This is a genomic window from Lelliottia sp. SL45 (genome assembly GCF_026672535.1).
GTDB classification, from domain to species: Bacteria; Pseudomonadota; Gammaproteobacteria; order Enterobacterales; family Enterobacteriaceae; genus Enterobacter; species Enterobacter nimipressuralis.
This window is the reverse complement of sequence record NZ_JAPPRH010000001.1, coordinates 522,387-548,710: the sequence shown is the minus strand read 5'-3', so window position 1 is coordinate 548,710 and position 26,324 is coordinate 522,387. Positions and strand designations below refer to the sequence as shown.

Genomic DNA, 26,324 nt, shown 5'->3' with positions numbered 1-26,324 from the left:
TGTACAGATGAAAATCCCCGCTCTGGCGGGGATTTTTTTATTCTGCGGTGGCAGCGCTTGTGTGCCCCTAAGCAGTTAGTAGGCCGGGTTAGCGCAGTGCTATCCGGTGACAGGAATTATTCCCACTCATGTAAAAAACGCTGCCCGTACTGATCGGCAACCAGCAGTGCTGCGTACACCTGATCCGGCGTTACACCGCCAGGCATGTTGTGAATCGTCTCGCCTTCTGCGCATGACGCTTCTGCCACCAGACGCATTTTGCCCGGAATATCCTCTTTGATATCCAGCTGCGCCAGCGTGATCGGCAATCCGACGCTATGGCACAGCGCGGCCACCGTTTCGATCTCCTCAACCGGGGCATTTTCCAGCACCAGCTGGGTGAGGGTGCCAAACGCGACTTTTTCACCGTGGTAATAGTGGTGCGCATCAGGGATGGCCGTCAGACCGTTGTGGATCGCATGTGCTGCGGCTAATCCGCCGCTCTCAAAGCCTACGCCGCTCAGATAGGTGTTGGCTTCAATCACGCGCTCAAGGGCGGGGGTCACGACATGCTGTTCGGCGGCGAGCATCGCTTTTTCGCCTTCCTGAATAAGCGTGTTGTAGCACAGCTCGGCCAGAGCCAATGCGGCCTGGGTACATTTCCCGCCCGCCATAGTGGTGGCGCCGCTGCGGGAGCAGGCGCGTGCTTCAAACCAGGTTGCCAGCGCATCGCCGATCCCTGCCGCTAACAGGCGGGCAGGCGCACCGGCCACGATTTTGGTGTCGACGATAACCATATTCGGGTTGTGCGGCAGCATCAGGTAACGATCGAACTCGCCGCTGTCGGTGTAGATGACTGAAAGGGCGCTGCACGGTGCATCCGTTGAGGCAATGGTCGGCGCGATAGCAACCGGCACATCCATAAAGTGGGCGAGCGCCTTGGCCGTATCCAGCGTCTTCCCGCCGCCAATACCTAAAACGGCCTGGCAATCGGCGCTTTTTGCCAGCTTGCGCAGACGATCGATTTCAGTTTGGGAGCATTCGCCGCCAAACGGGGCGATTTCGACATGCAGTTCAGCATTTTTGAAGCTTTCACGCAGCGTCTCTTCGGCAAAGCCGAGAACGAATTTATCACCGACGACCAGCCAGCGCGCGGCCAGCGGTTTCAGGTAGTCACCAAGGCGGCTGAGAACATCCGCGCCCTGAATGTATTTTCCCGGTGATTGAATGATACGGTCCATAACGTTTCTCCTTTAGAGATTGAGGTTACCAAACGCGTTTTTCCAGTCGTGCTCGAACTTCTCTATTGCTGACTCTACCGCTGGCGTGCCGAGCATTTGTTGCGCTACATCTAAAGGAAGTGTGATCGCCTCACATCCGGCGAGCAGGCAGTCGAGAGCCTGACGCGGCGTTTTGAAGCTGGCGGCCAGCACTTTGCTGTCAGGGACATGCAGTTCCAGCAGGGACTGCAGCTCCTGCACCATGCGAATCCCGTCGCCGCCCTGGGCATCGACGCGGTTAACGTATGGCGCGACATATTTCGCTCCAGCCAGCGCGGCCAATAAACCCTGCGCCGCGCTGTAAACGGCGGTGCCGAGCGTCGTAATACCTTCTTTTTTCAACGCGTTGATTGCGACCAGCCCTTCCGCGGTGACAGGGATTTTGACCACGATATCCGGCAGTACGTTGCTCAGACGTTTGGCTTCGGCCACCATGGTTTCGGCATCACGGCCCATCGTTTGTGCAAACAGGGTGCCCTCCGGCCCGATGGCTTTTTGCAGGCGCGGCAGCACATCCCAGAGAGACTCGCGGCTGGCGGCGACAATGCTGGGATTGGTGGTCACGCCAGCAATCGGAAAAATACGGGCCAGACGTTCAACTTCCGCCACGTTGGCGGTATCAAGATACAGTTCCATGACTCTTCCTCTGTTTACAGTTCTAATTCACGTTGCAGGAGGACCGCGATGGCCTCTTCGGAGCTGGCATTGACCAGCGCGTTGCGGAAATCTTCGTGCATGATGCGGCGCGCCAGACGCGAGAAAATACGCATGTGCTGATCGCCCGCGGCGTGTTTGTTGAGGGTCAGCATAATGATGAACTGCGCCTCTTCATCGCCCCACTGCACGGGGGCTTTCAGCCGTGCGACGCTGATGGTGGATTGCTCAATGTGCTCAGATTTGCTGTGCGGGATGGCAAAGCTGAAACCAAGACCGGTCGAGAAAACGGCTTCCCGCGCCCATAAATCGGCTTCCAGCTTGCGCGGATAGCGGCAACGTCCGGCCAGCAGTAGCTTGTCGGTCATGCCTTTCATGACCTCTTCTTTGCTGATCCAGTCGTTATCGAGAGAAATACAGCGCGGCGTGACCAGCGGGGTGTCCTGCTGATTCATACGGAACTGCGCTAACAGATGCTCCACTTCAAGAGACGTGCGGCATGCCATCGCCTGATTGAGTAACTGACGACACGCGCGGCTGTCCAGCTGTGCCATACGCGCTTTGGTCGCCGGAATCGACGGCGAGCCCATGCTAAGTTCATCCAGCCCCAGCCCGACCAGCAGCGGCAGCACAGAGCCTTTTGCCCCGAGTTCACCGCAAAGACCAATCCATTTCCCCTGACGATGCACGGCCTGCACGGCGAAATCGAGCGCCCGCAGAAATGCCGGATTCAGGCTGTTGTAATGGCGGGTCACTTTGGCGTTATCCCTGTCGACCGCCAGCAGGTACTGCGTCAGGTCATTACTGCCAATGCTAAAGAAATCAATCTCTTCGCAGCACTGGTCGATGATGAACATCACCGACGGCACTTCCAGCATGATGCCGAGGGGGATTTTCTCCTCAAACGGAATATGTTCGGCGCGCAGCTGCTGTTTGGCTTCAGCAAGTTTTTCCTTCACCCACAGGATCTCTTCCATCGAGGAGATCATCGGGATCATGATCTTCAGGCTGCCATGCGCAGACGCGCGAAGGATCGCCCTGAGCTGAGTGGTAAACAGCGCGGAATATTCTTCGTAAATACGGACGGCACGATAGCCGAGGAACGGGTTGTTCTCCGCCGGGATATTCAGATACTCAACGGGTTTATCACCGCCGATATCCATGGTGCGCACAATGATGCTCCGCCCGTTTGCACTTTCCAGAGCCTGACAAAAAATGTTGTACAGCTCGTTTTCACAGGGCGCGCAGGCGCGATCCATGTACAGCATTTCGGTGCGGAACAGGCCTACTCCCTCAGCGCCATTGCCAAAGGCGGCCTGCGCTTCTGCCGAATGGGCAATGTTGGCAGCAATTTCAATGCGCAAGCCATCCGCGGTTCTCGCTTCGCGATCGAGCCAGACGCTCTGTTGTTCGCGAAGCTGCTCCTGCACGGCCTTTTCCTGCTGGTAATAACGGGCAACCGCCTCGCTGGCATTCACCACGATGGCACCGGCATTGCCGTCAATAAACACCGATTGATCGCGCCATGACAGCAGGCTATCGCTGTCGACGCCCACCAGCGTTGGGATGTTAAACGAACGCGCCAGAATCACAGTGTGGGAAGTGGTGCCGCCGCTTTTCAGCAGCAGGCCTTTCAGTAGGGTTTTATCCAGCTCCAGGAACTGGCCCGGCGTGAGGTCGTCTGCCAGACAGACGGACGGTTGCGTCAGCTGACCCGGTGCCGGAAAGCGCTCCTCGCCGTAAATCTGCTGTAAGAGTTGATAGCAGACATCGCGTACGTCCAGTACGCGCTCCTGTAAATAACTGCTGCTGGAGCGCGAAAACTCAGCGCAGAAATGATTTGCCGTGGCGATAACCGCCTGCGCGCAACTTAGCCCCTGATTGACGCCTGCCAGAAGATGTTGACGCAGTGAGGTATCCGTCGCCAGCGAGCGATGGGCTTCCAGAATGGCGCTTGCGGTGCTGTCGCTATCCAGCGCGCGCAGCTCAATGCTTTTCACCAGCAGCGTCAGACCTTTATCCAGTGAAGATTGTTCTTCCTCCGCGCCTCGAGCGTCAGGGAGTGACGTTAACGCGTTGAGATCCAGCGAAGTCAGCAGTGTAAGCACGCCGCGATCGCTGCCGCTGCATACGGGCAGGGCGCGAAAGAGCGTCGGGTTGAGGCGAGTCAGGGATTCCGGTAACGGGTCGAGGTCGGTGCTAATCGTGGCGGCGAGGGGAGCGTCACAGTGGGGAAACTCCTCTTTTAGCCACTGGGCCAGGCGCTGATAGGCATGTTGTTCATCTGCACCGGTAATCACCAGGCGACAGGCATCACCCGTCAGAGTATCGGTGCCGATCAGGGCGAGCGCGCTTTTGGCATCGCCTTTCCGATCGCTGCGCAGATTGTGCCACTCAATCTGCGAGGTAAAAGTATTGCACAGCGTTTCAACATGACTTGCCGGGCGTGCATGTACGCCATTGGGCAAATCACAGACAAAATCCACAACCTGGGTCATACGCACACTCCTGAAAACCAAAATCACTATTAGTGGAAAGCATACGAGCGCGACGGTGAGACGCGCCATGTGACAAAACTGCCAAACGCTGGACAAATGTAATGTCCGGCGAAAAGTGAGATTTGACTCACAGGTTCACTGTTTTTGCGCTTTTTGAAGGAGGGTGGAAATTTCGAGGCGGATCGCATTTTTCTTTCTGTATTACAAAAATCCAGCAAATGCCCTTTTTGTCCACTGTCAGCCCGCTTTCCGATTGCCTATTGTTGCCACAACATCTTTAAGGATATAGGCGAGCGAAAGCCCGGGAGCGACACATGAAAGAGTTGATGCATATTCTCAAGAACACGCGGCAGCATCTGATGACAGGGGTGTCGCACATGATCCCCTTCGTCGTCGCAGGCGGTATTTTGCTGGCCGTTTCGGTCATGCTCTATGGCAAAGGGGCCGTTCCGGACGCTGCCACCGATCCCAATCTGAAAAAACTGTTCGATCTTGGCGTGGCGGGCTTAACGCTGATGGTGCCTTTCCTGGCGGCCTATATCGGTTATTCCATTGCCGAACGCGCGGCGCTCGCACCCTGCGCTATCGCAGCATGGGTCGGTAACAGCTTCGGCGCAGGGTTCTTTGGCGCCATCATCGCCGGGATCCTCGGCGGTATCGTCGTCTTCTACCTGAAGAAACTGCCAGTGCCAAAAGTGCTTCGCTCGGTTATGCCGATTTTCATCATCCCTATCATCGGCACCTTTATCACCGCCGGCATCATGATGTGGGGCCTCGGTGAGCCTGTCGGCGCACTCACTACCGGATTAACGCAGTGGCTGCAAGGCATGCAGCAGGGCAGCATCGTGGTACTCGCCGTCATCATGGGACTCATGCTGGCCTTCGACATGGGCGGCCCTATCAACAAGGTGGCCTACGCGTTCATGCTGATTTGCGTGGCACAGGGGGTTTATACCGTGGTGGCTATCGCAGCGGTTGGGATCTGCGTACCGCCATTAGGGCTGGGACTGGCGACGCTTATCAACCGCAAGAATTTCAACGCAGAAGAGCGCGAAGCCGGTAAAGCCGCGCTGGTCATGGGCTGTGTGGGTGTGACGGAAGGGGCAATACCTTTTGCCGCTGCCGATCCGCTGCGCGTCATTCCTTCCATCATGCTTGGCTCAGCCTGCGGTGCAGTCACAGCAGCCGTATTTGGCGCGCAATGTTATGCCGGGTGGGGTGGTCTGATTGTGCTGCCCGTAGTGGAAGGCAAGCTCGGGTATATCGCGGCCGTTGCCGTGGGGGCCGTGGTCACGGCGGTCAGCGTCAACGTACTGAAAAGCATTGCGCGTAAGAACGCGAAACAGGTCGAAGAGAAGGAAGACGACCTGGATCTGGATTTCGAAATTAACTGAGTGAGGAAGAAAACATGGCCCGAATTATTGCAGTCACCGCGTGTCCGTCTGGCGTTGCCCACACCTACATGGCCGCCGAAGCGCTGGAAAGCGCCGCTAAAGCCAAAGGCTGGGAAGTCAAAGTCGAAACCCAGGGGTCTATCGGCCTTGAAAACGAACTGACGGCTGAAGACGTTGCCGCAGCGGATATGGTCATCCTGACAAAAGATATCGGCATTAAGTTTGAAGAGCGCTTCGCCGGAAAAACCATTGTGCGCGTCAACATCAGTGATGCGGTCAAACGCGCAGAAGCCATCATGAACAAAATTGATGCCCACCTGGCGCAAACCGCCTGACCTCTTCCCGCCCTTCGGGGCGGGCTTGTTTTCAGTTACTGGAGTTTAATCATGACGAATCGTATTCAGCGCCTGAAAGACGCATTGTTCGCCAGCCCGCGTGAAATCTCGCTTGAACGTGCGCTGCTCTACACCGAAAGCCATCAGCAGACGGAAGGCGAACCGGTCATTCTGCGTCGGGCAAAAGCGACGGCGTATATTCTCGACCACGTTGAGATCGCGATTCGTGATGATGAACTGATTGCCGGTAACCGCACGGTGAAACCGCGCGCCGGGATTATGTCGCCCGAAATGGACCCGTACTGGCTGCTGAAAGAGCTGGAGCAGTTCTCCACCCGCCCGCAGGATCGCTTTAATATCAGCGAAGAAGACAAACGCCTCTACCGCGACGTGCTTTATCCGTACTGGGAAAAGCGGTCGATGAAGGACTTCATCAATAGCCAGATGACGGAAGAGGTCAAAGCGGCGGTAAGCACGCAGATTTTCAGCGTTAACCAGACGGATAAAGGCCAGGGGCACATCATCATTGATTACCCGCGTCTGTTGAACAACGGGCTGGGTGCGCTGGTGGCTGAGATGAACGAGCACTGTCAGTGCGAGCCGCAGAATGCATTTTACCAGGCCGCGCTACTGCTGCTTGAAGCCTCGCAACGCCATATCCTGCGCTACGCGGCGCTGGCGGAAGAGATGGCTGAACGCTATGACGAACCGCGTCGGCAGGAGCTGTTGGCCATCGCTGTAAACTCGCGCCACAACGCCCAATACAAGCCGCAAAGCTTCTGGCAGGCATGTCAGCTGTTCTGGTACATGAACGTCATTTTGCAGTATGAATCTAACGCCAGTTCGCTCTCTATTGGCCGCTTCGATCAGTACATGCTGCCGTTTTATCAGGCCTCGCTGAGCCAGGGCGAAGATGCGGCGTTCCTTAAAGAGTTATTAGAATCTCTGTGGGTGAAATGCAACGACGTGGTGCTGTTGCGCTCGACCAGCAGCGCCCGCTATTTTGCCGGATTCCCGACGGGCTACACCGCGTTGCTGGGCGGCCTGACGGAAAATGGCCGCAGCGCGGTAAACGTGCTCTCATTCCTCTGCCTCGATGCCTATCAGAGTATCCAGTTACCGCAGCCGAATCTGGGCGTTCGCGTCAATGAGTTTATCGACAGGCCGTTCCTGCTCAAAACGGCGGAAACTATTCGTCTGGGCACCGGTATTCCGCAGATTTTCAATGACGAGGTGGTAGTGCCCGCTTTCCTGAATCGCGGGGTGTCGCTGGAAGATGCGCGCGATTACGCGGTTGTCGGCTGCGTTGAGTTATCGATTCCGGGTAAAACCTACGGTCTGCACGATATCGCCATGTTTAACCTGCTGAAGGTAATGGAAATTGCGATGCAGGAGAACGAAGGCAATACGACGCTGAGTTATGACCAATTGCTGGAACATATCCGCACCAAAATTAACCACTACATTGCGTTAATGGTCGAAGGCAGCAATATATGCGACATTGGCCATCGCGACTGGGCACCGGTTCCGCTGCTCTCTTCCTTTATCCGCGACTGTCTTGATAACGGCAAGGACATCACCGAAGGCGGGGCACGGTATAACTTCTCTGGCGTGCAGGGTATTGGGATCGCCAATCTGAGTGATTCGCTTCATGCCTTAAAAGGGCTGGTGTTTGAGCAGCAGCGCTTAAGTTTTGATGAACTACTGGCGGTACTCAAAGCGAACTTCGCGACGCCCGAGGGTGAAAAGGTCCGTGCGCGGCTTATCCATCGCTTCGAAAAATACGGCAATGATATCGATGAGGTCGACAATATCAGCGCTGAACTCCTGCGCCACTACTGCAAAGAGGTCGAAAAGTATCGTAATCCGCGTGGGGGGCAATTCACGCCGGGTTCCTATACCGTCTCAGCCCACGTGCCGCTCGGCGCTGTTGTCGGAGCCACGCCGGATGGGCGTTTTGCCGGTGAGCAGCTGGCGGACGGCGGCCTGTCGCCGATGCTCGGCCAGGACATGCAGGGCCCGACGGCGGTGCTGAAATCTGTGAGTAAGCTGGATAACTATCTGCTCTCTAATGGCACGCTGCTGAATGTGAAATTCACGCCAGCCACCCTCGAAGGTGACGCCGGGTTACAAAAACTGGCCGATTTCCTGCGTGCATTCACCCAGCTGAAATTACAGCATGTTCAGTTCAACGTGGTGAATGCGGATACGCTTCGCGAAGCGCAACAACGCCCGCAGGATTTTGCCGGGCTGGTGGTCCGCGTCGCCGGGTACAGTGCCTTCTTTGTTGAGCTGTCGAAGGAGATTCAGGATGACATTATCCGCCGTACCGCGCATCAGCTGTGAAATGATAGAAACACGCGCTGACCAGGCGCGTATTTTTAACATCCAGCGCTACTCCCTGAATGATGGGCAGGGCATCCGCACGGTGGTCTTTTTCAAAGGCTGTCCCCACTCCTGCCCGTGGTGCGCGAATCCGGAATCCATCTCGCCAAAGATCGAGACCGTGCGCAGGGAGAGCAAATGTCTGCACTGCGCACCCTGCTTGCGAGATGTTGCCGAATGCCCTTCCGGTGCGTTTGAGCACATTGGTCGCGATGTTACGCTTGAAGAACTTGAACGCGAGGTGATGAAAGATGAGGTCTTCTTTCGCTCCTCCGGCGGCGGAGTGACGCTCTCCGGCGGTGAGGTGTTGATGCAGGCGCCTTTTGCCACTCAGCTATTGCAACGGCTGCGTCGGTGGGGAGTTCATACCGCCATTGAAACCGCAGGCGATGCGCCGCTTTCCCGCCTTTTACCCCTGGCGAAGCAGTGCGATGAAGTGCTGTTCGATCTGAAAATCATGGATTCAGACCAGGCGAAAACCGTGATAAATATGAATTTACCGAGGGTGCTGGATAATCTGCTGCGTCTGGTGGAAGAGGGCATCAACGTGATCCCACGCGTGCCGCTCATCCCCGGCTATACGCTGAGTGAGACGAATATGAATCGCTTACTGGCATTTCTGATACCCTCAAAAATACGGCAACTGCATTTGTTGCCCTTCCATCAGTACGGCGAGCCGAAATATCGGCTGCTCGGACACGCGTGGACCATGAGCCAGGTGGCTGTACCGACGGAAGAGGACATCGCCCGGGTGCGACAGATGGCCGAGCGTGCAGGATTTTTGGTAACCGTTGGAGGTTAATATGGCCGCTATCGCGGAACACCGAATTGTCGCAGTGACTGCCTGTGTGAGCGGTGTCGCCCATACTTACATGGCAGCGGAACGGCTGGAAAAGCTCTGCCACCAGGAAAAGTGGAACATTCGAATCGAAACCCAGGGTGCTCTGGGCATTGAATGCGAACTGACAGAAGAGGACATTCGTCAGGCGGAAGTGGTTCTGCTCATTACGGATATTGAACTGGCTGGCGTGGAGCGATTCGAGCAGTGTCGCTATGTGAAATGCGGCATCAATGCGTTCTTGCGCGATCCGCAAAAGGTGATGGTTGCCGTCCGTAAACTGCTGTCTGCCCCGCAGCATACCCAGCTTATTCTGGATTAACCGACTTTCCGGTGAGCTGGCTGTGGTACTGGCGGCGATACTCAGACGGCGAGCGTTCCGTATTTTTGCGGAACAGTCGGCAAAAATAGTTACTGTCAATAAACCCACAGCTGTGTGCGATCTCTTTGACCTTCAAATCATACCCCTTCAGCAACCGGCGAGCATGCTCGAGCCGGGTATGCGTCAGATATTCGTTAAATCCCACCGCGCCTGTCTTCTGGAAAAGATGCGAAAGATAGTTGGGTGAGATGTAGAACGCTTTCGCGACGGATTCACGGGTCAGCGGCGACGCGTAGTGCTCATCAATATAGTCACGAATGGCGCCAAACAGGGCCTGGCTGCGTGAAGCGGTCTGGATCTGGCTGCCGAGCAGGTCGGTGCAATGGCTGAGCAGGCTTAAGGTAATCAGCCTGGCGGTTTGCTGCTCCTGTGGCTGCATCTGCATTTCATGCAATGTTTGCAGCAGGAATGAGCCAATACGCGGGCCTCGGCGTGCAACGTGCTGTTTCGCCAGATTGCGCAGGGCTATGCCATCCCACTGCACCAGACTAAAACCAAGCTGTTGTTTGCCAAACAGAATGCTTAACGCGGTAGCGGGTTGTTGCCATTGCGGCGAGTTCCAGCCGCCTGCCGGGACATATAAGACATCCTGAGCCTGCAAAACTCCGGTCGATACGTCTTTCACGGAGCCTTCCAGCACAATCTCCAGACGTGGGAAATCAACCTGCAGCGCCAGCTCTGGTGCGGGAGTCGCGGGGTTAGCAAAATGCACTTTCCGCAGGGATGCTGGGCCTTCAATCAATTCGGCCAGGATCAGGCTGATATCTTGCTGCATGGCATTTCCTTCCGTGTTGACCAAAGAGAAAACCTTACCTGCAAGCATAAAAAAAGGCCACAAATGGTGTGGCCTGATGAGCGTAAAACAGAGATTAGCCCGTGTTACGCATGCCCGCAGCGACGCCCGCGATGGTGACCATCAGCGCTTGTTCCACGCGCGGGTCTGGCTCTTTGCCGGCTTCTTCCGCCTGACGGGAACGGTGCAGCAGTTCTGCCTGCAATACGTTCAGTGGGTCTGTGTAGATGTTGCGCAGCTGGATGGACTCGGCAATCCACGGTAAATCTTCCATCAGGTGCGAGTCGTTGGCGATATCCAGCACGACTTTAATGTCGCCTTCCAGCAGCTCGCGCAGCTCTTTACCCAGGCCCCATAGCTCCGGTTTGACCAGGCGCTGATCGTAGTATTCCGCCAGCCACAGGTCGGCTTTGGAGAACACCATCTCCAGCATTCCCAGACGGGTGGAGAAGAAAGGCCAGTCGCGGCACATGGTTTCCAGCTCGCTTTGCTTGCCGTCTTCGACCACTTTTTGCAGCGCGGCACCGGCACCCAGCCAGGCAGGCAGCATCAGACGGTTTTGCGTCCAGGCGAAGATCCATGGAATGGCGCGCAGAGACTCTACGCCACCGGTTGGGCGGCGTTTCGCAGGACGTGAACCGAGCGGCAGTTTGCCCAGCTCCTGTTCCGGCGTTGCGGAGCGGAAGTACGGAACGAAATCTTTGTTTTCACGCACATAGCCACGGTACAGATCGCAGGAGATATCCGACAGTTCGTCCATGATATGACGCCATGCGTCTTTTGGCTCCGGCGGTGGTAGCAGGTTCGCTTCCAGAATCGCGCTGGTGTAGAGCGACAGGCTGCTGATGGTCACTTCCGGCAAGCCATATTTAAAGCGGATCATCTCGCCCTGCTCGGTGACACGCAGGCCGCCTTTCAGGCTGCCCGGCGGCTGCGAAAGCAGTGCCGCGTGCGCTGGTGCGCCGCCGCGACCGATAGAGCCGCCGCGTCCGTGGAACAGCGTTAATTCGATACCCGCTTTTTCGCAGGTTTTGATCAGCGCGTCCTGTGCCTGGTACTGCGCCCAGGAGGCCGCCATCACGCCCGCGTCTTTCGCGGAGTCGGAATAGCCAATCATTACCATCTGTTTGCCCTGAATAAAGCCGCGATACCAGTCGATGTTCAGTAACTGGGTCATCACGTCGTTGGCGTTGTTCAGGTCGTCGAGGGTTTCAAACAGCGGAGCCACCGGCAGCGCAAAGCTAATACCGGCTTCTTTTAACAGCAAATGTACGGCCAGCACGTCGGACGGGGTCTTCGCCATGGAGATCACATAGGCGGCGACAGATCCTTTTGGCGCATCAACGATCGCTTTACAGGTGTTGAGCACTTCGCTGGTCTCTTCGCTCGGCTCCCAGCTGCGCGGGAGAAGAGGGCGTTTTGAGTTCAGCTCGCGGATCAGGAAGGCCTGTTTGTCGGCTTCAGACCAGCTTTCGTAGTCGCCAATGCCGAGATAGCGGGTCAGCTCGCCCAGCGCTTCGGTGTGGCGGGTGCTTTCCTGACGCACGTCGATTCGTACCAGCGGCACGCCGAAACACTTCACGCGGCGCAGGGTGTCGAGCAGCTCGCCGTTGGCGATGATGCCCATTCCGCATGCCTGTAGTGATTTATAGCAGGCGTAGAGCGGGTCCCACAGCTGTTCGTTTTGGCTGAGCAGTCCCGCCGGTTTCGGCAGACGCTGGCCTTTCAGGCGCGCTTCCAGCCAGGCTTGGGTCGCCATCAGCTGACTGCGCAGGTTTTTCATCAGGTAACGATACGGCTCGCTGGCGCCCGCTTCGCCGACCAGTTCCAGCAGCTCTGGCGTCGCTTCGACCATCGACAGTTCAGAAATCAGGATTTGAATATCTTTCAGGAACAGGTCGGTGGCTTTCCAGCGGCTCAGCAGCAGGACGTGGCGGGTGATTTCAGCGGTGACGTTTGGGTTGCCGTCGCGGTCGCCACCCATCCAGGAGGTGAAGCGCACCGGCACGAAATCCACCGGCAGGCGGTAGCCCAGATTCTCTTCGAGCTGTTCGTTTAGCTCGCGAAGGTAGTTTGGCACTCCTTCCCACAGGCTGTTTTCCACGACCGCGAAGCCCCATTTGGCTTCATCAACCGGGCTTGGACGGTACTTACGGATTTCATCCGTGTGCCAGGACTGGGCAATCAGCTGGCGAAGACGACGCATCAGCTGGTTGCGTTCGTAATCGACAATGTCTTTGTTATCAAGCTGCTTCAGGCAGTTGTTCACTTCCACCATTTTGTGGATAAGCGTACGACGGGTGATCTCGGTCGGGTGCGCGGTAAGCACCAGTTCCAGGGAGAGGGATTCCACCGCTTTTTTGATGGTCTCTTCGTTGAGATCGGGCTGGTCTTTGAGTTTTCTGAGCGTGCGGGCAATCACTTCCGGGTTGCTGGCAGCTTCGCCCTTCGGCGAAATACTGTGGTATTGCTCGGCGGTGTTAGCCAGGTTCAGGAACTGGCTGAACGCGCGCGCGACGGGCAGCAGTTCGTCGTTGGACAGGTTCTGCAAGGTGGTGAGCAGCTCCTGGCGGTTCGCTTCATTTCCTGCTCGGGAGGATTTGGACAGCTTACGGATGGTTTCAACGCGGTCGAGAATGTTCTCTCCCAGCGCGTCCTTGATGGTATCTCCCAGCACTTTGCCGAGCATACTGACATTACTACGCAACGCGGAATATTGTTCGTTCATAAAAACCCAGTCACCCCATCATTTTTGTTTATGCCCATTCAGAAATCTTTTGGACATTTATTTGTCATCTCCCTTTATAAAGCCACGTAAACCCCCTGCCGTCAATTGCTGCGAAAACGGTTCAGCAAACGAATAAATGTGGGCAATTTACGAAATTTAATTCGCTTCGCGTCAGATAAGAGATGCTTATGAGAATGTGACGAGGATCATGCGTTTTGGTGCCCTCTCCTGGCGGAAGAGGGCACTCAAAAAGAATTGTTAGTGCCAGCAGAAATGATGCACAACCTGGGTAATTAATTCGCGTGTCGGCTTAATAAAGCGGGTTTCCAGGTATTCGTCCGGCTGGTGAGCCTGATTAATGGAACCCGGGCCAAGCACCAGTGTCGGGCACAGCGTCTGGATAAACGGCGCTTCGGTGCAGTAGTTCACTACATCGGTTTGCGCGCCGAGCAGTTTTTCGACCACCTGCACCAGCTGGTGGTCCGGCGGGCATTCGTAGCCAGGGATCGGCGGGTGCAGCTCGGAAATGGTCAGACGGCCCGGCCAGCGCTCGCTCACAGGGGCCAGGGCTTCCGTCAGCAGGCCATCCAGATCGCTTAAGGTCATGCCCGGCAGCGGGCGGATATCCATATGCAGTTCGCAGCAAGCGCAGATGCGGTTGGAGGCGTCACCACCGTGCAGACTGCCCAGGTTCAGCGTTGGGTACGGCACGGTAAACGAGTCGTGGTGATAGCGCTCTTTCAGGGAGTCGCGCAGCTGCATGATACGGCCAATCGCATCATGCATCAGTTCGATGGCGTTGACGCCACGAGCGGGATCGCTGGAGTGGCCGGACTGGCCCATCACGCGTACGGCGGTAGAGATATGGCCTTTGTGGGCGCGAATCGGTTGCAGTGAAGTCGGTTCACCGATAATGGCGCAATCCGGGCGCAGGGCGGTATTCTCCGAAAAATAGCGCGCACCCGCCATGCTGGTCTCTTCATCGGCGGTGGCCAGAATATAGAGCGGCTTTTTCAGGGTTTTCACATCCACCTCACGCAGGGCATCAAGAATAAAGGCGAAGAAGCCTTTCATATCCGCCGTGCCCAGACCGTAGAGCTTGTTGTCGTGCTCGGTCAGGGTGAAGGGATCGCGCGTCCAGCGGCCATCATCAAAGGGAACGGTATCCGTATGTCCGGCCAGCAGCAGGCCGCCAGCACCCTCGCCGGTACTGGCGAGCAGATTGAATTTATTGCGGGTTCCTGGAACGGGTTGAACTTCCACCTTAAACCCGAGTTCGCTAAACCAGCCAGCCAGTAAATTGATTAAAGACTCATTGCTCTGGTCGAGCGCTTCTTCGGTCGCACTGATGGACGGCGTGGCAATCAGGGCGCGGTAAATCTCGATAAAGGGTGGTAAATTCATTTTCATTGTTGACATACCTTAGGTCGTGATAGTATCAATATTCATGCACTAAATATGAATAAAAATACACTAACGTTGATCGTAAAGGAACCCGATGTTGAATACGCTGATTGTGGGCGCTAGCGGTTATGCGGGCGCAGAGCTTGTGAGCTACGTGAATCGCCATCCTCATATGACCATAACCGCTTTGACCGTATCAGCGCAAAGCAATGATGCGGGAAAATTAATTTCTGATTTGCATCCGCAGCTTAAGGGAGTCGTGGATTTGCCGTTGCAGCCGATGTCCGACATCAGCGAGTTTACCGACGGTGTGGATGTGGTGTTTTTGGCCACCGCCCACGAAGTTAGCCACGACCTGGCACCGCAGTTCCTGGCGGCCGGCTGTGTGGTTTTCGATCTCTCCGGCGCGTTCCGCGTTAACGACAGTGCGTTTTATGAAAAATATTACGGCTTTACTCACCAGCATCCGGATCTGCTTAAAAAAGCGGTTTATGGTCTGGCGGAGTGGAGCGCGGATAAGCTGAAAGAAGCCAATTTGATTGCCGTTCCGGGATGCTATCCAACGGCGGCGCAGCTTTCTCTTAAGCCTTTGATCGACGCGGGCCTGCTGGATCTTAACCAGTGGCCTGTGATCAACGCCACCAGTGGCGTCAGCGGTGCCGGGCGTAAGGCGGCCATTTCTAACAGCTTCTGCGAAGTGAGCCTGCAACCGTATGGCGTATTCAACCACCGTCATCACCCGGAAATCACTACACACCTGGGCGCGGAAGTGATTTTCACCCCGCATCTGGGCAACTTCCCGCGCGGGATTCTGGAAACCATCACCTGCCGTCTGAAACCGGGCGTGACCAAAGATCAGGTAGCCGAAGCCTTTAATCAGGCGTATGCCGATAAACCGTTGGTGCGTCTGTATGACAAAGGTGTCCCGGCACTGAAAAACGTGGTCGGCCTGCCGTTCTGCGATATCGGTTTTGCCGTTCAGGGCGAGCACCTGATCGTGGTGGCTGCAGAAGATAACCTTCTCAAAGGCGCTGCCGCCCAGGCGGTGCAGTGCGCAAACATTCGTTTTGGCTTCGCCGAAACGCAGTCTCTTATTTAAGGTGTGATGATGAATCCATTAATTATCAAACTCGGTGGTGTACTGCTGGACAGCGAAGAAGCGCTGGAGCGTCTGTTTACTGCACTGGTGAACTATCGTGAATCACACCAACGTCCGCTGGTGATTGTACACGGCGGCGGCTGCGTGGTGGATGAGCTGATGAAAGGGCTGAATCTGCCGGTGAAAAAGAAAAACGGCCTGCGTGTGACGCCTGCCGATCAGATCGACATCATTACCGGCGCGCTGGCGGGAACTGCAAACAAAACGCTGCTGGCGTGGGCAAAGAAACACCATATCGCCTCCGTGGGCCTGTATCTGGGCGACGGTGATAGCGTAAATGTGACCCAGCTCGACGAAGAACTGGGCCATGTTGGACTGGCGCAGCCGGGTTCACCTAAGCTGATTAACACCCTGCTGGAAGGCGGTTTCCTGCCGGTTGTAAGCTCTATCGGAGTGACCGAAGAGGGACAACTGATGAACGTGAATGCCGACCAGGCGGCCACGGCGCTGGCGGCGACGCTGGGCGCGGATCTGATTCTGCTCTCCGATGTGAGCGGGATTCTGGATGGAAAAGGCCAGCGCATTGCCGAGATGACGGCGGCGAAGGCTGAGCAGTTAATCGACCAGGGCATTATTACCGACGGCATGATTGTGAAGGTGAATGCCGCGCTGGATGCCGCTCGCACTTTGGGTCGCCCGGTCGATATCGCTTCGTGGCGTCACGCGGAACAATTGCCCGCGTTGTTTAACGGCACGCCGATTGGTACACGTATTCTGGCCTAATATTTTGTGCCGGTAAGCGTAGCGTTACCGGGCAAAAAAAGAGTATTGATTATTGCAGGTCGGGTAAGCGCAGCGCGACCCGACAGAACTAACCGAATTTAAGGAAGCATGTTATGGCACTTTGGGGTGGGCGTTTTACACAGGCAGCGGATCAGCGTTTCAAACAGTTCAACGACTCTTTGCGCTTCGACTACCGCCTGGCCGAACAGGATATCGTCGGCTCTGTGGCCTGGTCTAAAGCGCTGGTCACCGTTGGCGTGCTGACGGCAGACGAACAAGTGCAGCTCGAAGAGGCGCTGAACAATCTGCTGGAAGAGGTGCGCCTGAATCCGCAGCAAATCCTCGAGAGCGATGCTGAAGATATTCATAGCTGGGTGGAAGGCAAACTGATCGACAAAGTCGGCCAGTTGGGTAAAAAGCTGCACACCGGGCGTAGCCGTAACGATCAGGTCGCGACTGACCTGAAGCTGTGGTGTAAAGACACTGTTGTGGAGCTGCTGTCGGCGAATCGCCAGCTGCAGAGTGCGCTGGTGGAAACCGCGCATCACAATCAGGACGCGGTGATGCCGGGTTATACCCACCTGCAGCGCGCGCAGCCGGTGACGTTTGCTCACTGGTGTCTGGCCTATGTTGAAATGCTGGCGCGCGATGAGAGCCGTTTGCAGGATACCCTGAAGCGTCTGGACGTCAGCCCGCTGGGCAGCGGTGCGCTGGCCGGCACGGCGTATGAAATCGACCGTGAACAGCTGGCCGGCTGGCTGGGCTTTGCTTCTGCCACCCGTAACAGCCTGGACAGCGTTTCCGATCGCGACCACGTGCTGGAGCTGCTGTCGAATGCGTCCATTGGCATGGTGCATCTGTCGCGCTTTGCCGAAGATCTGATTTTCTTCAATTCCGGTGAAGCCGGTTTTGTTGAGCTGTCTGACCGCGTGACGTCCGGTTCTTCCCTCATGCCGCAGAAGAAAAACCCGGATGCGCTGGAGCTGATCAGGGGTAAATGTGGCCGCGTGCAGGGCGCGCTGACCGGCATGATGATGACGCTGAAAGGGCTGCCACTGGCCTACAACAAAGACATGCAGGAAGATAAAGAGGGGCTGTTCGATGCTCTCGACACCTGGCTCGACTGCCTGCACATGGGCGCGCTGGTGCTGGACGGTATTCAGGTGAAACGTCCACGTTGCCAGGAAGCGGCGCAGCAGGGCTATGCGAACTCTACGGAGCTGGCGGATTATCTGGTCGCCAAAGGCGTGCCGTTCCGTGAGGCGCACCATATTGTGGGCGAAGCGGTGGTTGAGGCGATTCGTCAGGGCAAGCCGCTGGAAGATCTTACGCTTGCCGATCTGCAGAAATTCAGTGCGGTGATTGGCGATGACGTCTATCCGATTCTGGCGCTGCAATCCTGCCTGGATAAGCGTGCGGCGAAAGGCGGTGTGTCGCCGAAGCAGGTGGCGCAGGCGATTGCGGATGCGAAAGATCGGCTGATTTAAGTCGGTACATTGCCGGGTGGCGCAGCGCTTACCCGGCCAATAAAAATCAGGCCTGGCGTTTGCCGGGCTTTTTTTATGCAAAAAAAAGCGGACACAGGGTCCGCAAAAGTTCACGTTGGCTTTAGTTGTTCGAGTTTTGAGAGAAACTCGTATAACGCGGCGGTGCTTCAAGGGTCAAACAGTCACCGCCTCGTCTATGTGGTGTATTATTCAACAGAATGCTTGATAGGGATAATCGTTCGTTGCTATGCTATCTATCGCCATGAACTATCGTGGCGACGGAGGATGAATAATGAATATTCGTGATCTTGAATACCTGGTAGCGTTAGCTGAGCATCGTCATTTTCGCCGCGCGGCAGATTCCTGCCACGTCAGCCAGCCGACCCTGAGCGGTCAGATCCGCAAGCTGGAAGATGAGCTGGGCGTGATGCTGCTGGAACGTACCAGTCGTAAAGTGCTGTTCACCCAGGCCGGTTTGCTGCTGGTGGATCAGGCGCGCACCGTGCTGCGCGAGGTCAAAGTGCTCAAGGAAATGGCAAGCCAGCAGGGGGAAGCCATGTCCGGCCCGCTGCACATTGGCCTGATCCCTACCGTTGGCCCCTATTTGTTGCCACAAATTATCCCGATGCTGCACCAGACCTTCCCGAAACTCGAAATGTATCTGCACGAAGCCCAGACCCATCAACTGCTGGCGCAGCTGGATAGCGGTAAGCTCGACTGTGCCATTCTGGCGCTGGTCAAAGAGAGCGAAGCCTTTATCGAAGTGCCGCTGTTTGATGAGCCGATGATGCTGGCGATCTATGAGGATCACCCGTGGGCGAACCGCGATCGCGTGCCGATGTCCGATCTGGCGGGTGAAAAGCTGCTGATGCTCGAAGACGGTCACTGTTTGCGCGATCAGGCGATGGGTTTTTGCTTTGAAGCGGGTGCGGATGAAGATACCCATTTCCGTGCAACCAGCCTGGAAACGCTGCGCAATATGGTGGCGGCGGGAAGCGGTATTACACTGCTGCCTGCGCTGGCCGTACCGCGCGAGCGCAAACGCGATGGTGTGGTTTATCTGCCGTGCATTAAACCTGAGCCGCGTCGTACCATTGGTCTGGTCTATCGTCCAGGATCACCGCTGCGCAGCCGCTATGAGCAGCTGGCAGAGGCCATCCGCAGTTCGATGGATGGCCACTTTGACGGTGCGTTAAAACAGGCGGTTTAAACCGTTCAGCGCTGCTACCCGATAGGCTTCTGCCATCGTCGGGTAGTTAAAGGTGGTGTTAACGAAGTACTCAATCGTGTTACCGCCACCTTTTTGCTCCATGATGGCCTGACCGATATGAATGATTTCCGCCGCGCGTTCACCGAAGCAGTGAATCCCGAGGATCTCTTTCGTCTCGCGATGGAACAAAATCTTCAGCGTTCCCACGCTCATTCCCACGATTTGCGCCCGCGCCAGATGCTTGAACTGCGCACGACCCACCTCGTAAGGCACCTTCATTGACGTCAGCTGCTGTTCGGTTTTGCCCACCGAGCTGATCTCCGGAATGGTGTAAATCCCGGTTGGAATATCTTCGATCAGATGCGCAGTCGCTTCGCCTTTCACCAGCGCCTGGGCAGCGATGCGGCCCTGGTCGTAAGCGGCGGAAGCCAGGCTCGGATAACCAATCACATCCCCCACCGCGTAGATATGCGGTAAGGCAGTCTGGTACATGCTGTTGACCTTCAGCTGACCGCGGCTGTCCGTTTCAAGACCGATGTTTTCCAGCGCCAGCGAATCGGTGTTACCCGTACGCCCGTTGGCATACAGCAGGCAGTCGGCTTTGAGCTTTTTCCCGGATTTCAGGTGCATGATCACACCGTCATCGCAGCCTTCGATTTTCTCGTACTCTTCGTTGTGGCGAATAACCACGCCGCTGTTCCAGAAGTGGTAGGAGAGGGAGTCGGACATCTCCTGATCGAGAAACGCCAGCAGACGGTCACGGGTGTTGATCAGGTCGACTTTCACGTCCATTCCACGGAAGATCGACGCATATTCGCAGCCAATCACCCCTGCGCCGTAGATGAGCACGTGGCGCGGTTCGTGGTGCAGGCTCAGAATCGAGTCGCTGTCGTAGACGCGCGGATGAGAGAAATCGACGTCAGTCGGATGGTACGGGCGTGAGCCGCAGGCGATGACAAATTTCTCGGCGGTAATCGTCTCGACGGAACCGTCATGACACTTCAGCGCCAGCGTGTGTTCATCAACAAAGTGCGCGTCGCCCTGCAAAATTTCGCAGTGATTGCGCTCGTAAAACCCCTGGCGCATCCGCGTTTGCTGATTAATCACATTATCAGCATGGTTGAGGATGTCGGCAAAGGAAGAACGAAGAAGTCGGGAATGGTCGCTGTAAAGAGGGTTCTGGTTAAATTCAATAATGCGGCTAACGGCGTGGCGGAGGGCTTTAGAAGGGATGGTGCCCCAGTGGGTGCAACCGCCGCCAACATTATGGTAGCGCTCGATGACCGCTACTCTGGCTCCCTGTTTCACCAGTCCCATAGCAGCGCCTTCGCCGCCGGGGCCGGAACCAATAACTATTGCGTCGTAATCGTAGGTGTGTGGCATGGCAAGGCTTACCTGTTCTTATACATAAAAGCAACAGAATAGTAACATCATTAGCAGGATAACCCAATTATCGTTGTGCTCTTTTCGAGCTGTGGAGCACAAACCTCGCGTAAACAATCATTCACAAAGTGATGCAAACAGATTAATTTTATTCTCTGGTATAGTGCCTGAAGGCCTTTGGAAGGATTCAACTATTGTGATGGGCGTAAGAGCACAACAAAAAGAGAAAACCCGGCGTTCGCTGGTGGAAGCGGCATTTAGTCAACTGAGTGCTGAGCGAAGTTTTGCCAGTTTGAGCCTGCGCGAAGTCGCACGCGAGGCCGGGATTGCGCCAACGTCCTTTTATCGTCATTTTCGTGATGTGGATGAGCTGGGTCTGACCATGGTGGATGAGAGCGGCCTGATGCTGCGCCAGCTTATGCGCCAGGCGCGTCAGCGTATCGCCAAAGGCGGCAGCGTGATCCGCACGTCCGTTTCAACGTTTATGGAATTTATCGGCAACAATCCCAACGCGTTTCGACTGTTATTGCGCGAACGTTCGGGGACATCTGCCGCGTTTCGTGCCGCCGTTGCGCGCGAAATTCAGCATTTTATTGCGGAACTTGCCGACTATCTCGAAATCGAAAACCATATGCCACGCGCCTTCACGGAAGCGCAGGCCGAGGCGATGGTGACCATTGTTTTCAGTGCGGGTGCCGAAGCACTGGATGTTGGCGTTGAACAACGCAAGCAACTCGAAGAGCGACTGGTATTACAGCTGAGGATGATTTCCAAAGGGGCGTATTACTGGTACCGCCGGGAACAAGAAAAGTCGGCGCATCACATCGACGAAGGTGAGTAATGAAACAGTCAGGTCAGGATAAAGGTACGTTGTTGCTGGCATTGATCGCTGGCTTATCTATTAACGGAACATTTGCAGCCGTGTTCAGCTCGATTGTGCCGTTTTCGATCTTCCCGCTTATTGCCCTGGTGCTGACGGTTTACTGTCTGCATCAGCGCTATCAGAACCGTACTATGCCGGTGGGTTTACCGGGCCTGGCTGCCGCGTTCTTTATCCTGGGCGTTCTGCTGTATAGCACCGTGGTGCGCGCAGAATATCCGGATATCGGCTCTAACTTCCTGCCTGCGGTGCTGTCAGTGGCGCTGGTGTTCTGGATTGGTATTAAGATGCGTAACCGTAAGCATCAAATCCATGAATAACGGGATGTTGCAGGGCAGACAGGCGTAGCGCCACCTGCCGAAAAAAAGCCGGATGGCGTTTCGCTTATCCGGCCTACGAGATTTTACTTCGCCGTTAACAGTACGCCGCACTCCATGTGGTGCGTGTACGGGAACTGATCGAACAACGCCAGACGTTCAACCTTGTGCGTCTGGCTTAATGTTTCCAGATTCTTACACAGCGTCTCCGGATTGCAGGAGATGTAAAGAATACGTGGATAAGCCTGCACCATCTTCTCGGTTTCGCTGTCCAGCCCGCTGCGCGGTGGATCGACGAAAATCGTCTCGCACTGGTAGCTCTTCAGATCGATTCCCTGCAAGCGGTTGAATTCACGCACGCCGTTCATCGCCTGCGTAAACTCTTCGGCCGCCATGCGAATAATTTGCACATTATCAATGTGGTTCGCCGCGATGTTGTACTGCGCTGCCGCGACGGAGGGTTTGGCAATTTCGGTGGCCAGAACGCGTTCAAAGTTGCGCGCCAGCGCGAGGGAGAAGTTGCCGTTCCCGCAGTATAGTTCGAGCAAATCACCCGTTGCCCCTTCGGTGGCGTTCAGCGCCCACTCCAGCATCTGCACGTTCATCGCCGCATTCGGCTGCGTGAAGCTGTTTTCGACCTGGCGATAGATCATCTCTTTCCCGGCCACTGGCAGACGTTCATCCACATAGTCCTGATCGAGCATGATTTTAGTTTTGGTGGCGCGGCCAATCAGATGCACATTGATATTCTGGGCACGCAGCGCATCGCGCAGCGCTTCCGCTTCCTGACGCCATTCATCATTCAGGGTTTTGTGATAGAGCAGTGAGACGATCGCCTGGTTGCTTTGCGTGGTCAGGTAATCAATCTGGAACAATTTGTGGCGCAGAATCGGGTTTTCACGTACGCCTTCAATCATCAGCGTCATTAATTGGTTAATTAATTCACTCGCAGCCGGGAAACTGTTTACGCGGATGCGGGATTTGGTCTGCTGATCGAAAATGATGTGGTACAGATCGTCGCCGTCATGCCAGATACGGAATTCAGCGCGCATGCGATAGTGACTGACCGGCGAGCGGAACACCTCGGGAACGGGCGCCGCAAAAGGCGTCATCATACTTTGCAGGCGGACCACTTTTTCTGCCAGCTGCGCGTCGTACTGTTCTGTCGGGAGGTGTTCGGGGGTCATGATGCATCCTGAGTGGTAAACAATTTCGCGGGGATTGTAAGCACTGTACAGGGGATGTCCAGATTTAATCATGCATAGCTGTCTGGACATCCATACGTTTCTAATTGTAGCATTCTGTTTCCGGTCTCCTGTAAGTGAAAAGGGAATCCAGTGTAAATCTGGAGCTGACGCGCAGCGGTAAAGACTGGCGGGATGAATGTTGTAGACACTGCTTTCGAGTGGGAAGTCTTCATCCACACACGCCACCAAGCCCGAAGACCTGCCGGTGTTACGTCGCATTTGGTTTCATCATCGCGTGCTATAGATGACGCCTGCGGCATCCTTCTTATATTGTGGATGCTTTAACAATGATTAAAAAAGTATCGCTGATGACGGCGCTTTCCGTCACGGCTTTTTCGGGCTGGGCGCAGGAAAGCGCTGACTCGTTGGTGGTGACAGCAAACCGTTTTGAGCAACCGGCAAATACCGTTCTGGCGCCGACGTCGGTGGTGACCCGTGAAGATATCGAACGCTGGCAGGCCAAGAGCGTCGTGGAAGTCATGCAGCGCCTGCCGGGTGTGGATATCGCCCAAAGCGGCGGCATGGGGGCAAACGCTTCTACTTTTATACGCGGTACAGAATCACGTCACGTTCTGGTGCTGATTGACGGCATCCCGCTGAACAACGCCGGGATCAGTAATGTCGCCGATCTTAGCCAAATCCCTACTTCTCTTATCCAGCGTCTTGAGTACATTCGCGGTCCACGGTCTGCGCTGTATGGTTCCGATGCGATTGGCGGCGTAATCAATATTATCACCGGACGCGATCAGCCCGGCGGTGAGATCTCTGCGGGTGTGGGGTCGAAGGGCTATCAGTCTTACGACGGTTCATTCCAGCAGCGCTTCGATAAAACCAAAGTCACCCTTGCGGGCAACTATACCTATACCCGCGGTTTTGATATTGATGCGCAAGATGCACCGCGTCAGCCGGATCGCGACGGTTTTATGAGTAAGTCTCTTTACGGCTCCGTGGAGCAGCAAATCACCGACAGCGTGAGCGGCTTCTTCCGTGGCTTTGGCTATGACAACCGTACTGCGTATGACGGTTATGATAGCTATGACGATAACTACAACATGACCGGCACGCCAGACATGCGGCAGCTGTATAGCCAGAATTGGGATACCGGGCTGCGCTACAACCAAGGGATTTATCATTCACAGTTGGTGGCCGGTTATGGTCGCAGCAAAGATCTGAACTACGATCCGAGTAAAGGGCGCTATGCGGCATCGTCCAGTATGGATGATGTGAAACAATACACCACGCAATGGATGAACACCTTCACTGTTGGCCAAGGCAACATTGGAGCAGGTCTGGACTGGCAGAAGCAGAAAACCGAAGCAGGAACAGCTAGCCTGAAAAGTGGTTATGAACAGCGTAACACTGGCGTGTTTCTCTCCGCGATGCAGCAGTTTAATAGCGTAACGCTGGAAGCGGCTGCTCGTAACGACGATAACTCTAATTTTGGCAACCACAGCACATGGCAAACCAGCGCCGCGTGGGAGTTTGTCGAAGGGTATCGCATTATTGGTTCTTACGGCACTGCGTATAAAGCGCCAACCATGAGCCAGATTCATAGCGAGAAGTATGGCAACCCGGATCTGAAACCTGAAGAGAGCAAACAGTGGGAAGGGGGCTTTGAAGGTCTGACGGGACCGGTGAGCTGGCGCGTGAGCGCGTATCGTAATGATGTCGATAATCTGGTGGGCTACGATGCGAACAACCGCCCTTATAACGTCAACAAAGCTCGTATTGAGGGTATTGAAGCGACGGCACAGTTTGATACCGGTCCAGTTGGTCATCAGATTTCTTATGATTATGTAGATCCGCGTAATGCGAAAACCAACGAAGTGCTGAAGCGTCGCTCCAAACAGCAGGTGAAATACCAGCTGGATACTCAGGTATGGGATTTCGACTGGAATCTTGCCTACCGTTATTTGGGAACTCGTTACGACGACGATTTCAGCAGTTTTCCGTCTCGTGAAGTGAAAATGGGTGGCGTAAGTCTGTGGGATGTCGCAGTTTCATATCCTGTCACCTCACATCTGACAGTTCGTGGTAAAATAGCTAACCTGTTCGATAAAGATTACGAGACAGTTTATGGCTACCAAACTGCAGGACGGGAATATACCTTGTCTGGCAGCTACACCTTCTGATCCACGTCCCACCGTGCTGGTGTTTGACTCCGGCGTCGGTGGGCTTTCGGTCTACGATGAGATTCGGCATCTTCTGCCGGATCTTCATTACATCTATGCCTTCGATAACGTCGCTTTTCCTTATGGGGAAAAGAGCGAAGACTTTATCGTTGAGCGTGTCCTGGAAATCGTCACTGCCGTCCAACAGCGTTATCCCTTAGCGCTGGCCGTGATTGCCTGTAATACCGCAAGCACCGTTTCCCTTCCTGCATTACGCGAAAAATTCCCGTTCCCCGTTGTGGGCGTGGTGCCAGCGATTAAGCCTGCGGCTCGTCTGACGGCGAACGGTATCGTCGGCCTGCTGGCGACGCGCGGGACGGTGAAGCGTCCTTATACGCGTGAGCTGATTGACCGCTTCGCTAACGAATGCTCGATTGCCATGCTCGGCTCAGCCGAACTGGTGGAGATGGCCGAAGCGAAGCTGCATGGTCATCCGGTGCCGCTGGAGGAACTGCGTCGCATTTTGCGTCCATGGCTACGAATGGCTGAACCACCGGATACGGTTGTGCTGGGCTGCACGCATTTCCCGCTATTACAGGACGAGCTGCTTGAGGTCTTGCCGGAAGGCACGCGTCTGGTCGACTCCGGTGCAGCGATTGCCCGGCGCACTGCCTGGCTTCTTGAACATGAAGCGCCAGATGCCAAATCCAGTGACAAGAATATTGCTTTCTGTATGGCGCTCACCCCTGAGACTGAGCAACTTTTACCCGTCTTACGCCGATATGGCTTTGAAACGCTCGAAAAACTGGCGCTATAGCACGGTTTTGAACAAAAAAAAGGCGGTTGAAAGTTTTTTTTAAAAGAGGGGTTGTCAACGTCTGAGAACTCCCTATAATGCGCCTCCACTGACACGGAACAACGGCACGCAAGCCGCCGGGACAGAAGGGGTTCAGCGATGAACGCCGACAGCGAAAAGCGAAATTAAACGCTTGACTCTGAATGAGGAAAACGTATTATACGGGACCTCGCAACGGTGAGCGAAAGCCGCGTTGCACTGCTCTTTAACAATTTATCAGACAATCTGTGTGGGCACTCAAAGTGACATGGATTCTAAACGTCGCAAGACGCTAAATGAAT

21 protein-coding genes and 1 riboswitch are annotated in these 26,324 nt (G+C 55.4%); of the genes, 13 read left to right on the top strand and 8 right to left on the bottom strand.

All coding sequences use genetic code 11. The features are described from left to right. Window positions 1-116 precede the first annotated feature (116 nt). The 3 genes from gldA to ptsP are packed head-to-tail and all read right to left on the bottom strand — an operon-like array spanning window position 117 to window position 4,411. Complete coding sequence (gldA, locus tag OVA10_RS02685) at window positions 117-1,220, bottom strand: bifunctional L-1,2-propanediol dehydrogenase/glycerol dehydrogenase (protein ID WP_248859336.1); 1,104 nt, start codon at window positions 1,218-1,220, stop codon at window positions 117-119. A gap of 12 nt (window positions 1,221-1,232) precedes the next feature. Next, window positions 1,233-1,895, bottom strand: a complete 663-nt coding sequence (gene fsa, locus OVA10_RS02680; protein WP_268195160.1) for a fructose-6-phosphate aldolase — start codon at window positions 1,893-1,895, stop codon at window positions 1,233-1,235. 14 nt (window positions 1,896-1,909) lie between these two features. Then, window positions 1,910-4,411: a phosphoenolpyruvate--protein phosphotransferase gene (ptsP, locus tag OVA10_RS02675; protein ID WP_268195158.1), complete on the bottom strand. Its 2,502-nt coding sequence runs from the start codon at window positions 4,409-4,411 to the stop codon at window positions 1,910-1,912. A gap of 314 nt (window positions 4,412-4,725) precedes the next feature. Here ptsP and OVA10_RS02670 point away from each other — a divergent pair, with 314 nt between their 5' ends. Genes OVA10_RS02670 through OVA10_RS02650 form a run of 5 tightly spaced genes read left to right on the top strand, consistent with a single transcriptional unit; the run spans window position 4,726 to window position 9,685 of the window. After that, a complete protein-coding gene (locus tag OVA10_RS02670) occupies window positions 4,726-5,805 on the top strand; it encodes a PTS fructose transporter subunit EIIC (RefSeq protein WP_100778391.1) in 1,080 nt (359 codons plus the stop codon). Window positions 5,806-5,819: 14 nt separating this feature from the next. Beyond that, on the top strand, window positions 5,820-6,140 hold the full coding sequence (locus OVA10_RS02665) for a PTS fructose-like transporter subunit IIB (protein ID WP_100778392.1): 321 nt from the start codon (window positions 5,820-5,822) through the stop codon (window positions 6,138-6,140). Between the two features lie 51 nt (window positions 6,141-6,191). Continuing rightward, complete coding sequence (locus tag OVA10_RS02660) at window positions 6,192-8,486, top strand: formate C-acetyltransferase (protein ID WP_268195156.1); 2,295 nt, start codon at window positions 6,192-6,194, stop codon at window positions 8,484-8,486. Continuing rightward, window positions 8,452-9,327 (top strand): [formate-C-acetyltransferase]-activating enzyme, encoded by an 876-nt coding sequence (locus OVA10_RS02655; RefSeq protein ID WP_248859331.1) that lies wholly within the window; start codon window positions 8,452-8,454, stop codon window positions 9,325-9,327. Before OVA10_RS02660 ends, OVA10_RS02655 begins: the two co-directional genes overlap by 35 nt. A gap of 1 nt (window position 9,328) precedes the next feature. Beyond that, window positions 9,329-9,685 carry a PTS fructose-like transporter subunit IIB gene (locus OVA10_RS02650; RefSeq protein WP_100778395.1) on the top strand — a complete coding sequence of 119 codons (357 nt, stop codon included), beginning with the start codon at window positions 9,329-9,331 and terminating at the stop codon, window positions 9,683-9,685. Here the strand turns inward: OVA10_RS02650 and OVA10_RS02645 are convergent. The 3 genes from OVA10_RS02645 to argE all read right to left on the bottom strand — a co-directional run bounded on the left by OVA10_RS02645 (window position 9,672) and on the right by argE (window position 14,676). Further along, window positions 9,672-10,520 (bottom strand): helix-turn-helix transcriptional regulator, encoded by an 849-nt coding sequence (locus OVA10_RS02645; protein ID WP_100778396.1) that lies wholly within the window; start codon window positions 10,518-10,520, stop codon window positions 9,672-9,674. The two genes, OVA10_RS02650 and OVA10_RS02645, sit on opposite strands and share 14 nt — an antisense overlap. Window positions 10,521-10,614: 94 nt before the next feature. Next, window positions 10,615-13,266, bottom strand: a complete 2,652-nt coding sequence (gene ppc, locus OVA10_RS02640) for a phosphoenolpyruvate carboxylase (protein WP_100778397.1) — start codon at window positions 13,264-13,266, stop codon at window positions 10,615-10,617. Window positions 13,267-13,524: 258 nt separating this feature from the next. Next, entirely contained in the window at window positions 13,525-14,676 is a 1,152-nt protein-coding gene (gene argE / locus OVA10_RS02635; protein WP_268195154.1) for an acetylornithine deacetylase, read from the bottom strand. An 88-nt stretch (window positions 14,677-14,764) separates the two neighbouring features. On the opposite strand from argE, the gene argC reads away from it, so the two are divergent. The 4 genes from argC (at window position 14,765) to oxyR (ending at window position 19,249) form a co-directional block, all read left to right on the top strand. Further along, window positions 14,765-15,769 carry an N-acetyl-gamma-glutamyl-phosphate reductase gene (gene argC, locus OVA10_RS02630; protein WP_194514114.1) on the top strand — a complete coding sequence of 335 codons (1,005 nt, stop codon included), beginning with the start codon at window positions 14,765-14,767 and terminating at the stop codon, window positions 15,767-15,769. A 6-nt stretch (window positions 15,770-15,775) separates the two neighbouring features. Then, window positions 15,776-16,552, top strand: a complete 777-nt coding sequence (gene argB, locus OVA10_RS02625) for an acetylglutamate kinase (RefSeq protein WP_095283929.1) — start codon at window positions 15,776-15,778, stop codon at window positions 16,550-16,552. A 113-nt stretch (window positions 16,553-16,665) separates the two neighbouring features. Further along, entirely contained in the window at window positions 16,666-18,039 is a 1,374-nt protein-coding gene (gene argH, locus OVA10_RS02620) for an argininosuccinate lyase (RefSeq protein ID WP_100778400.1), read from the top strand. A 292-nt stretch (window positions 18,040-18,331) separates the two neighbouring features. Continuing rightward, window positions 18,332-19,249 (top strand): DNA-binding transcriptional regulator OxyR, encoded by a 918-nt coding sequence (gene oxyR / locus OVA10_RS02615; RefSeq protein ID WP_095283927.1) that lies wholly within the window; start codon window positions 18,332-18,334, stop codon window positions 19,247-19,249. Here oxyR and sthA read toward each other — a convergent pair. After that, window positions 19,232-20,632 carry a Si-specific NAD(P)(+) transhydrogenase gene (gene sthA / locus OVA10_RS02610; protein ID WP_100778401.1) on the bottom strand — a complete coding sequence of 467 codons (1,401 nt, stop codon included), beginning with the start codon at window positions 20,630-20,632 and terminating at the stop codon, window positions 19,232-19,234. The two genes, oxyR and sthA, sit on opposite strands and share 18 nt — an antisense overlap. Window positions 20,633-20,828: 196 nt before the next feature. On the opposite strand from sthA, the gene fabR reads away from it, so the two are divergent. Both fabR and OVA10_RS02600 read left to right on the top strand, forming a co-directional pair. Further along, the gene (gene fabR / locus OVA10_RS02605; RefSeq protein WP_123429959.1) at window positions 20,829-21,473 is read left to right on the top strand and encodes an HTH-type transcriptional repressor FabR; all 645 of its coding nucleotides are present in this window, start codon (window positions 20,829-20,831) and stop codon (window positions 21,471-21,473) included. Next, the gene (locus tag OVA10_RS02600) at window positions 21,473-21,832 is read left to right on the top strand and encodes a YijD family membrane protein (protein ID WP_100778403.1); all 360 of its coding nucleotides are present in this window, start codon (window positions 21,473-21,475) and stop codon (window positions 21,830-21,832) included. Before fabR ends, OVA10_RS02600 begins: the two co-directional genes overlap by 1 nt. An 83-nt stretch (window positions 21,833-21,915) precedes the next feature. Here the strand turns inward: OVA10_RS02600 and trmA are convergent, their stop codons facing one another. Next, window positions 21,916-23,016 carry a tRNA (uridine(54)-C5)-methyltransferase TrmA gene (trmA, locus tag OVA10_RS02595; RefSeq protein WP_100778404.1) on the bottom strand — a complete coding sequence of 367 codons (1,101 nt, stop codon included), beginning with the start codon at window positions 23,014-23,016 and terminating at the stop codon, window positions 21,916-21,918. 104 nt (window positions 23,017-23,120) lie between these two features. Next, a riboswitch (cobalamin riboswitch) is annotated at window positions 23,121-23,297 on the top strand. Between the two features lie 66 nt (window positions 23,298-23,363). Between trmA and btuB the strand changes: the two genes are divergently transcribed. Further along, window positions 23,364-25,208 carry a TonB-dependent vitamin B12 receptor BtuB gene (gene btuB, locus OVA10_RS02590; protein ID WP_268195149.1) on the top strand — a complete coding sequence of 615 codons (1,845 nt, stop codon included), beginning with the start codon at window positions 23,364-23,366 and terminating at the stop codon, window positions 25,206-25,208. Then, window positions 25,153-26,004 (top strand): glutamate racemase, encoded by an 852-nt coding sequence (gene murI, locus OVA10_RS02585; RefSeq protein WP_181827022.1) that lies wholly within the window; start codon window positions 25,153-25,155, stop codon window positions 26,002-26,004. The genes btuB and murI overlap by 56 nt, the downstream gene beginning before the upstream one ends. The last annotated feature ends 320 nt before the right edge of the window (window positions 26,005-26,324 follow it).

Excerpts from the sequence above, each read along its gene's own strand:
- gldA (WP_248859336.1), bottom strand. The coding sequence starts at position 1,220 with ATGGACCGTATCATTCAATCACCGGGAAAATACATTCAGGGCGCGGAT.
- fsa (WP_268195160.1), bottom strand. The coding sequence starts at position 1,895 with ATGGAACTGTATCTTGATACCGCCAACGTGGCGGAAGTTGAACGTCTG.
- ptsP (WP_268195158.1), bottom strand. The coding sequence starts at position 4,411 with ATGACCCAGGTTGTGGATTTTGTCTGTGATTTGCCCAATGGCGTACAT.
- OVA10_RS02670 (WP_100778391.1), top strand. The coding sequence starts at position 4,726 with ATGAAAGAGTTGATGCATATTCTCAAGAACACGCGGCAGCATCTGATG.
- OVA10_RS02665 (WP_100778392.1), top strand. The coding sequence starts at position 5,820 with ATGGCCCGAATTATTGCAGTCACCGCGTGTCCGTCTGGCGTTGCCCAC.
- OVA10_RS02660 (WP_268195156.1), top strand. The coding sequence starts at position 6,192 with ATGACGAATCGTATTCAGCGCCTGAAAGACGCATTGTTCGCCAGCCCG.
- OVA10_RS02655 (WP_248859331.1), top strand. The coding sequence starts at position 8,452 with ATGACATTATCCGCCGTACCGCGCATCAGCTGTGAAATGATAGAAACA.
- OVA10_RS02650 (WP_100778395.1), top strand. The coding sequence starts at position 9,329 with ATGGCCGCTATCGCGGAACACCGAATTGTCGCAGTGACTGCCTGTGTG.
- OVA10_RS02645 (WP_100778396.1), bottom strand. The coding sequence starts at position 10,520 with ATGCAGCAAGATATCAGCCTGATCCTGGCCGAATTGATTGAAGGCCCA.
- ppc (WP_100778397.1), bottom strand. The coding sequence starts at position 13,266 with ATGAACGAACAATATTCCGCGTTGCGTAGTAATGTCAGTATGCTCGGC.
- argE (WP_268195154.1), bottom strand. The coding sequence starts at position 14,676 with ATGAAAATGAATTTACCACCCTTTATCGAGATTTACCGCGCCCTGATT.
- argC (WP_194514114.1), top strand. The coding sequence starts at position 14,765 with ATGTTGAATACGCTGATTGTGGGCGCTAGCGGTTATGCGGGCGCAGAG.
- argB (WP_095283929.1), top strand. The coding sequence starts at position 15,776 with ATGATGAATCCATTAATTATCAAACTCGGTGGTGTACTGCTGGACAGC.
- argH (WP_100778400.1), top strand. The coding sequence starts at position 16,666 with ATGGCACTTTGGGGTGGGCGTTTTACACAGGCAGCGGATCAGCGTTTC.
- oxyR (WP_095283927.1), top strand. The coding sequence starts at position 18,332 with ATGAATATTCGTGATCTTGAATACCTGGTAGCGTTAGCTGAGCATCGT.
- sthA (WP_100778401.1), bottom strand. The coding sequence starts at position 20,632 with ATGCCACACACCTACGATTACGACGCAATAGTTATTGGTTCCGGCCCC.
- OVA10_RS02600 (WP_100778403.1), top strand. The coding sequence starts at position 21,473 with ATGAAACAGTCAGGTCAGGATAAAGGTACGTTGTTGCTGGCATTGATC.
- trmA (WP_100778404.1), bottom strand. The coding sequence starts at position 23,016 with ATGACCCCCGAACACCTCCCGACAGAACAGTACGACGCGCAGCTGGCA.
- btuB (WP_268195149.1), top strand. The coding sequence starts at position 23,364 with ATGATTAAAAAAGTATCGCTGATGACGGCGCTTTCCGTCACGGCTTTT.
- murI (WP_181827022.1), top strand. The coding sequence starts at position 25,153 with ATGGCTACCAAACTGCAGGACGGGAATATACCTTGTCTGGCAGCTACA.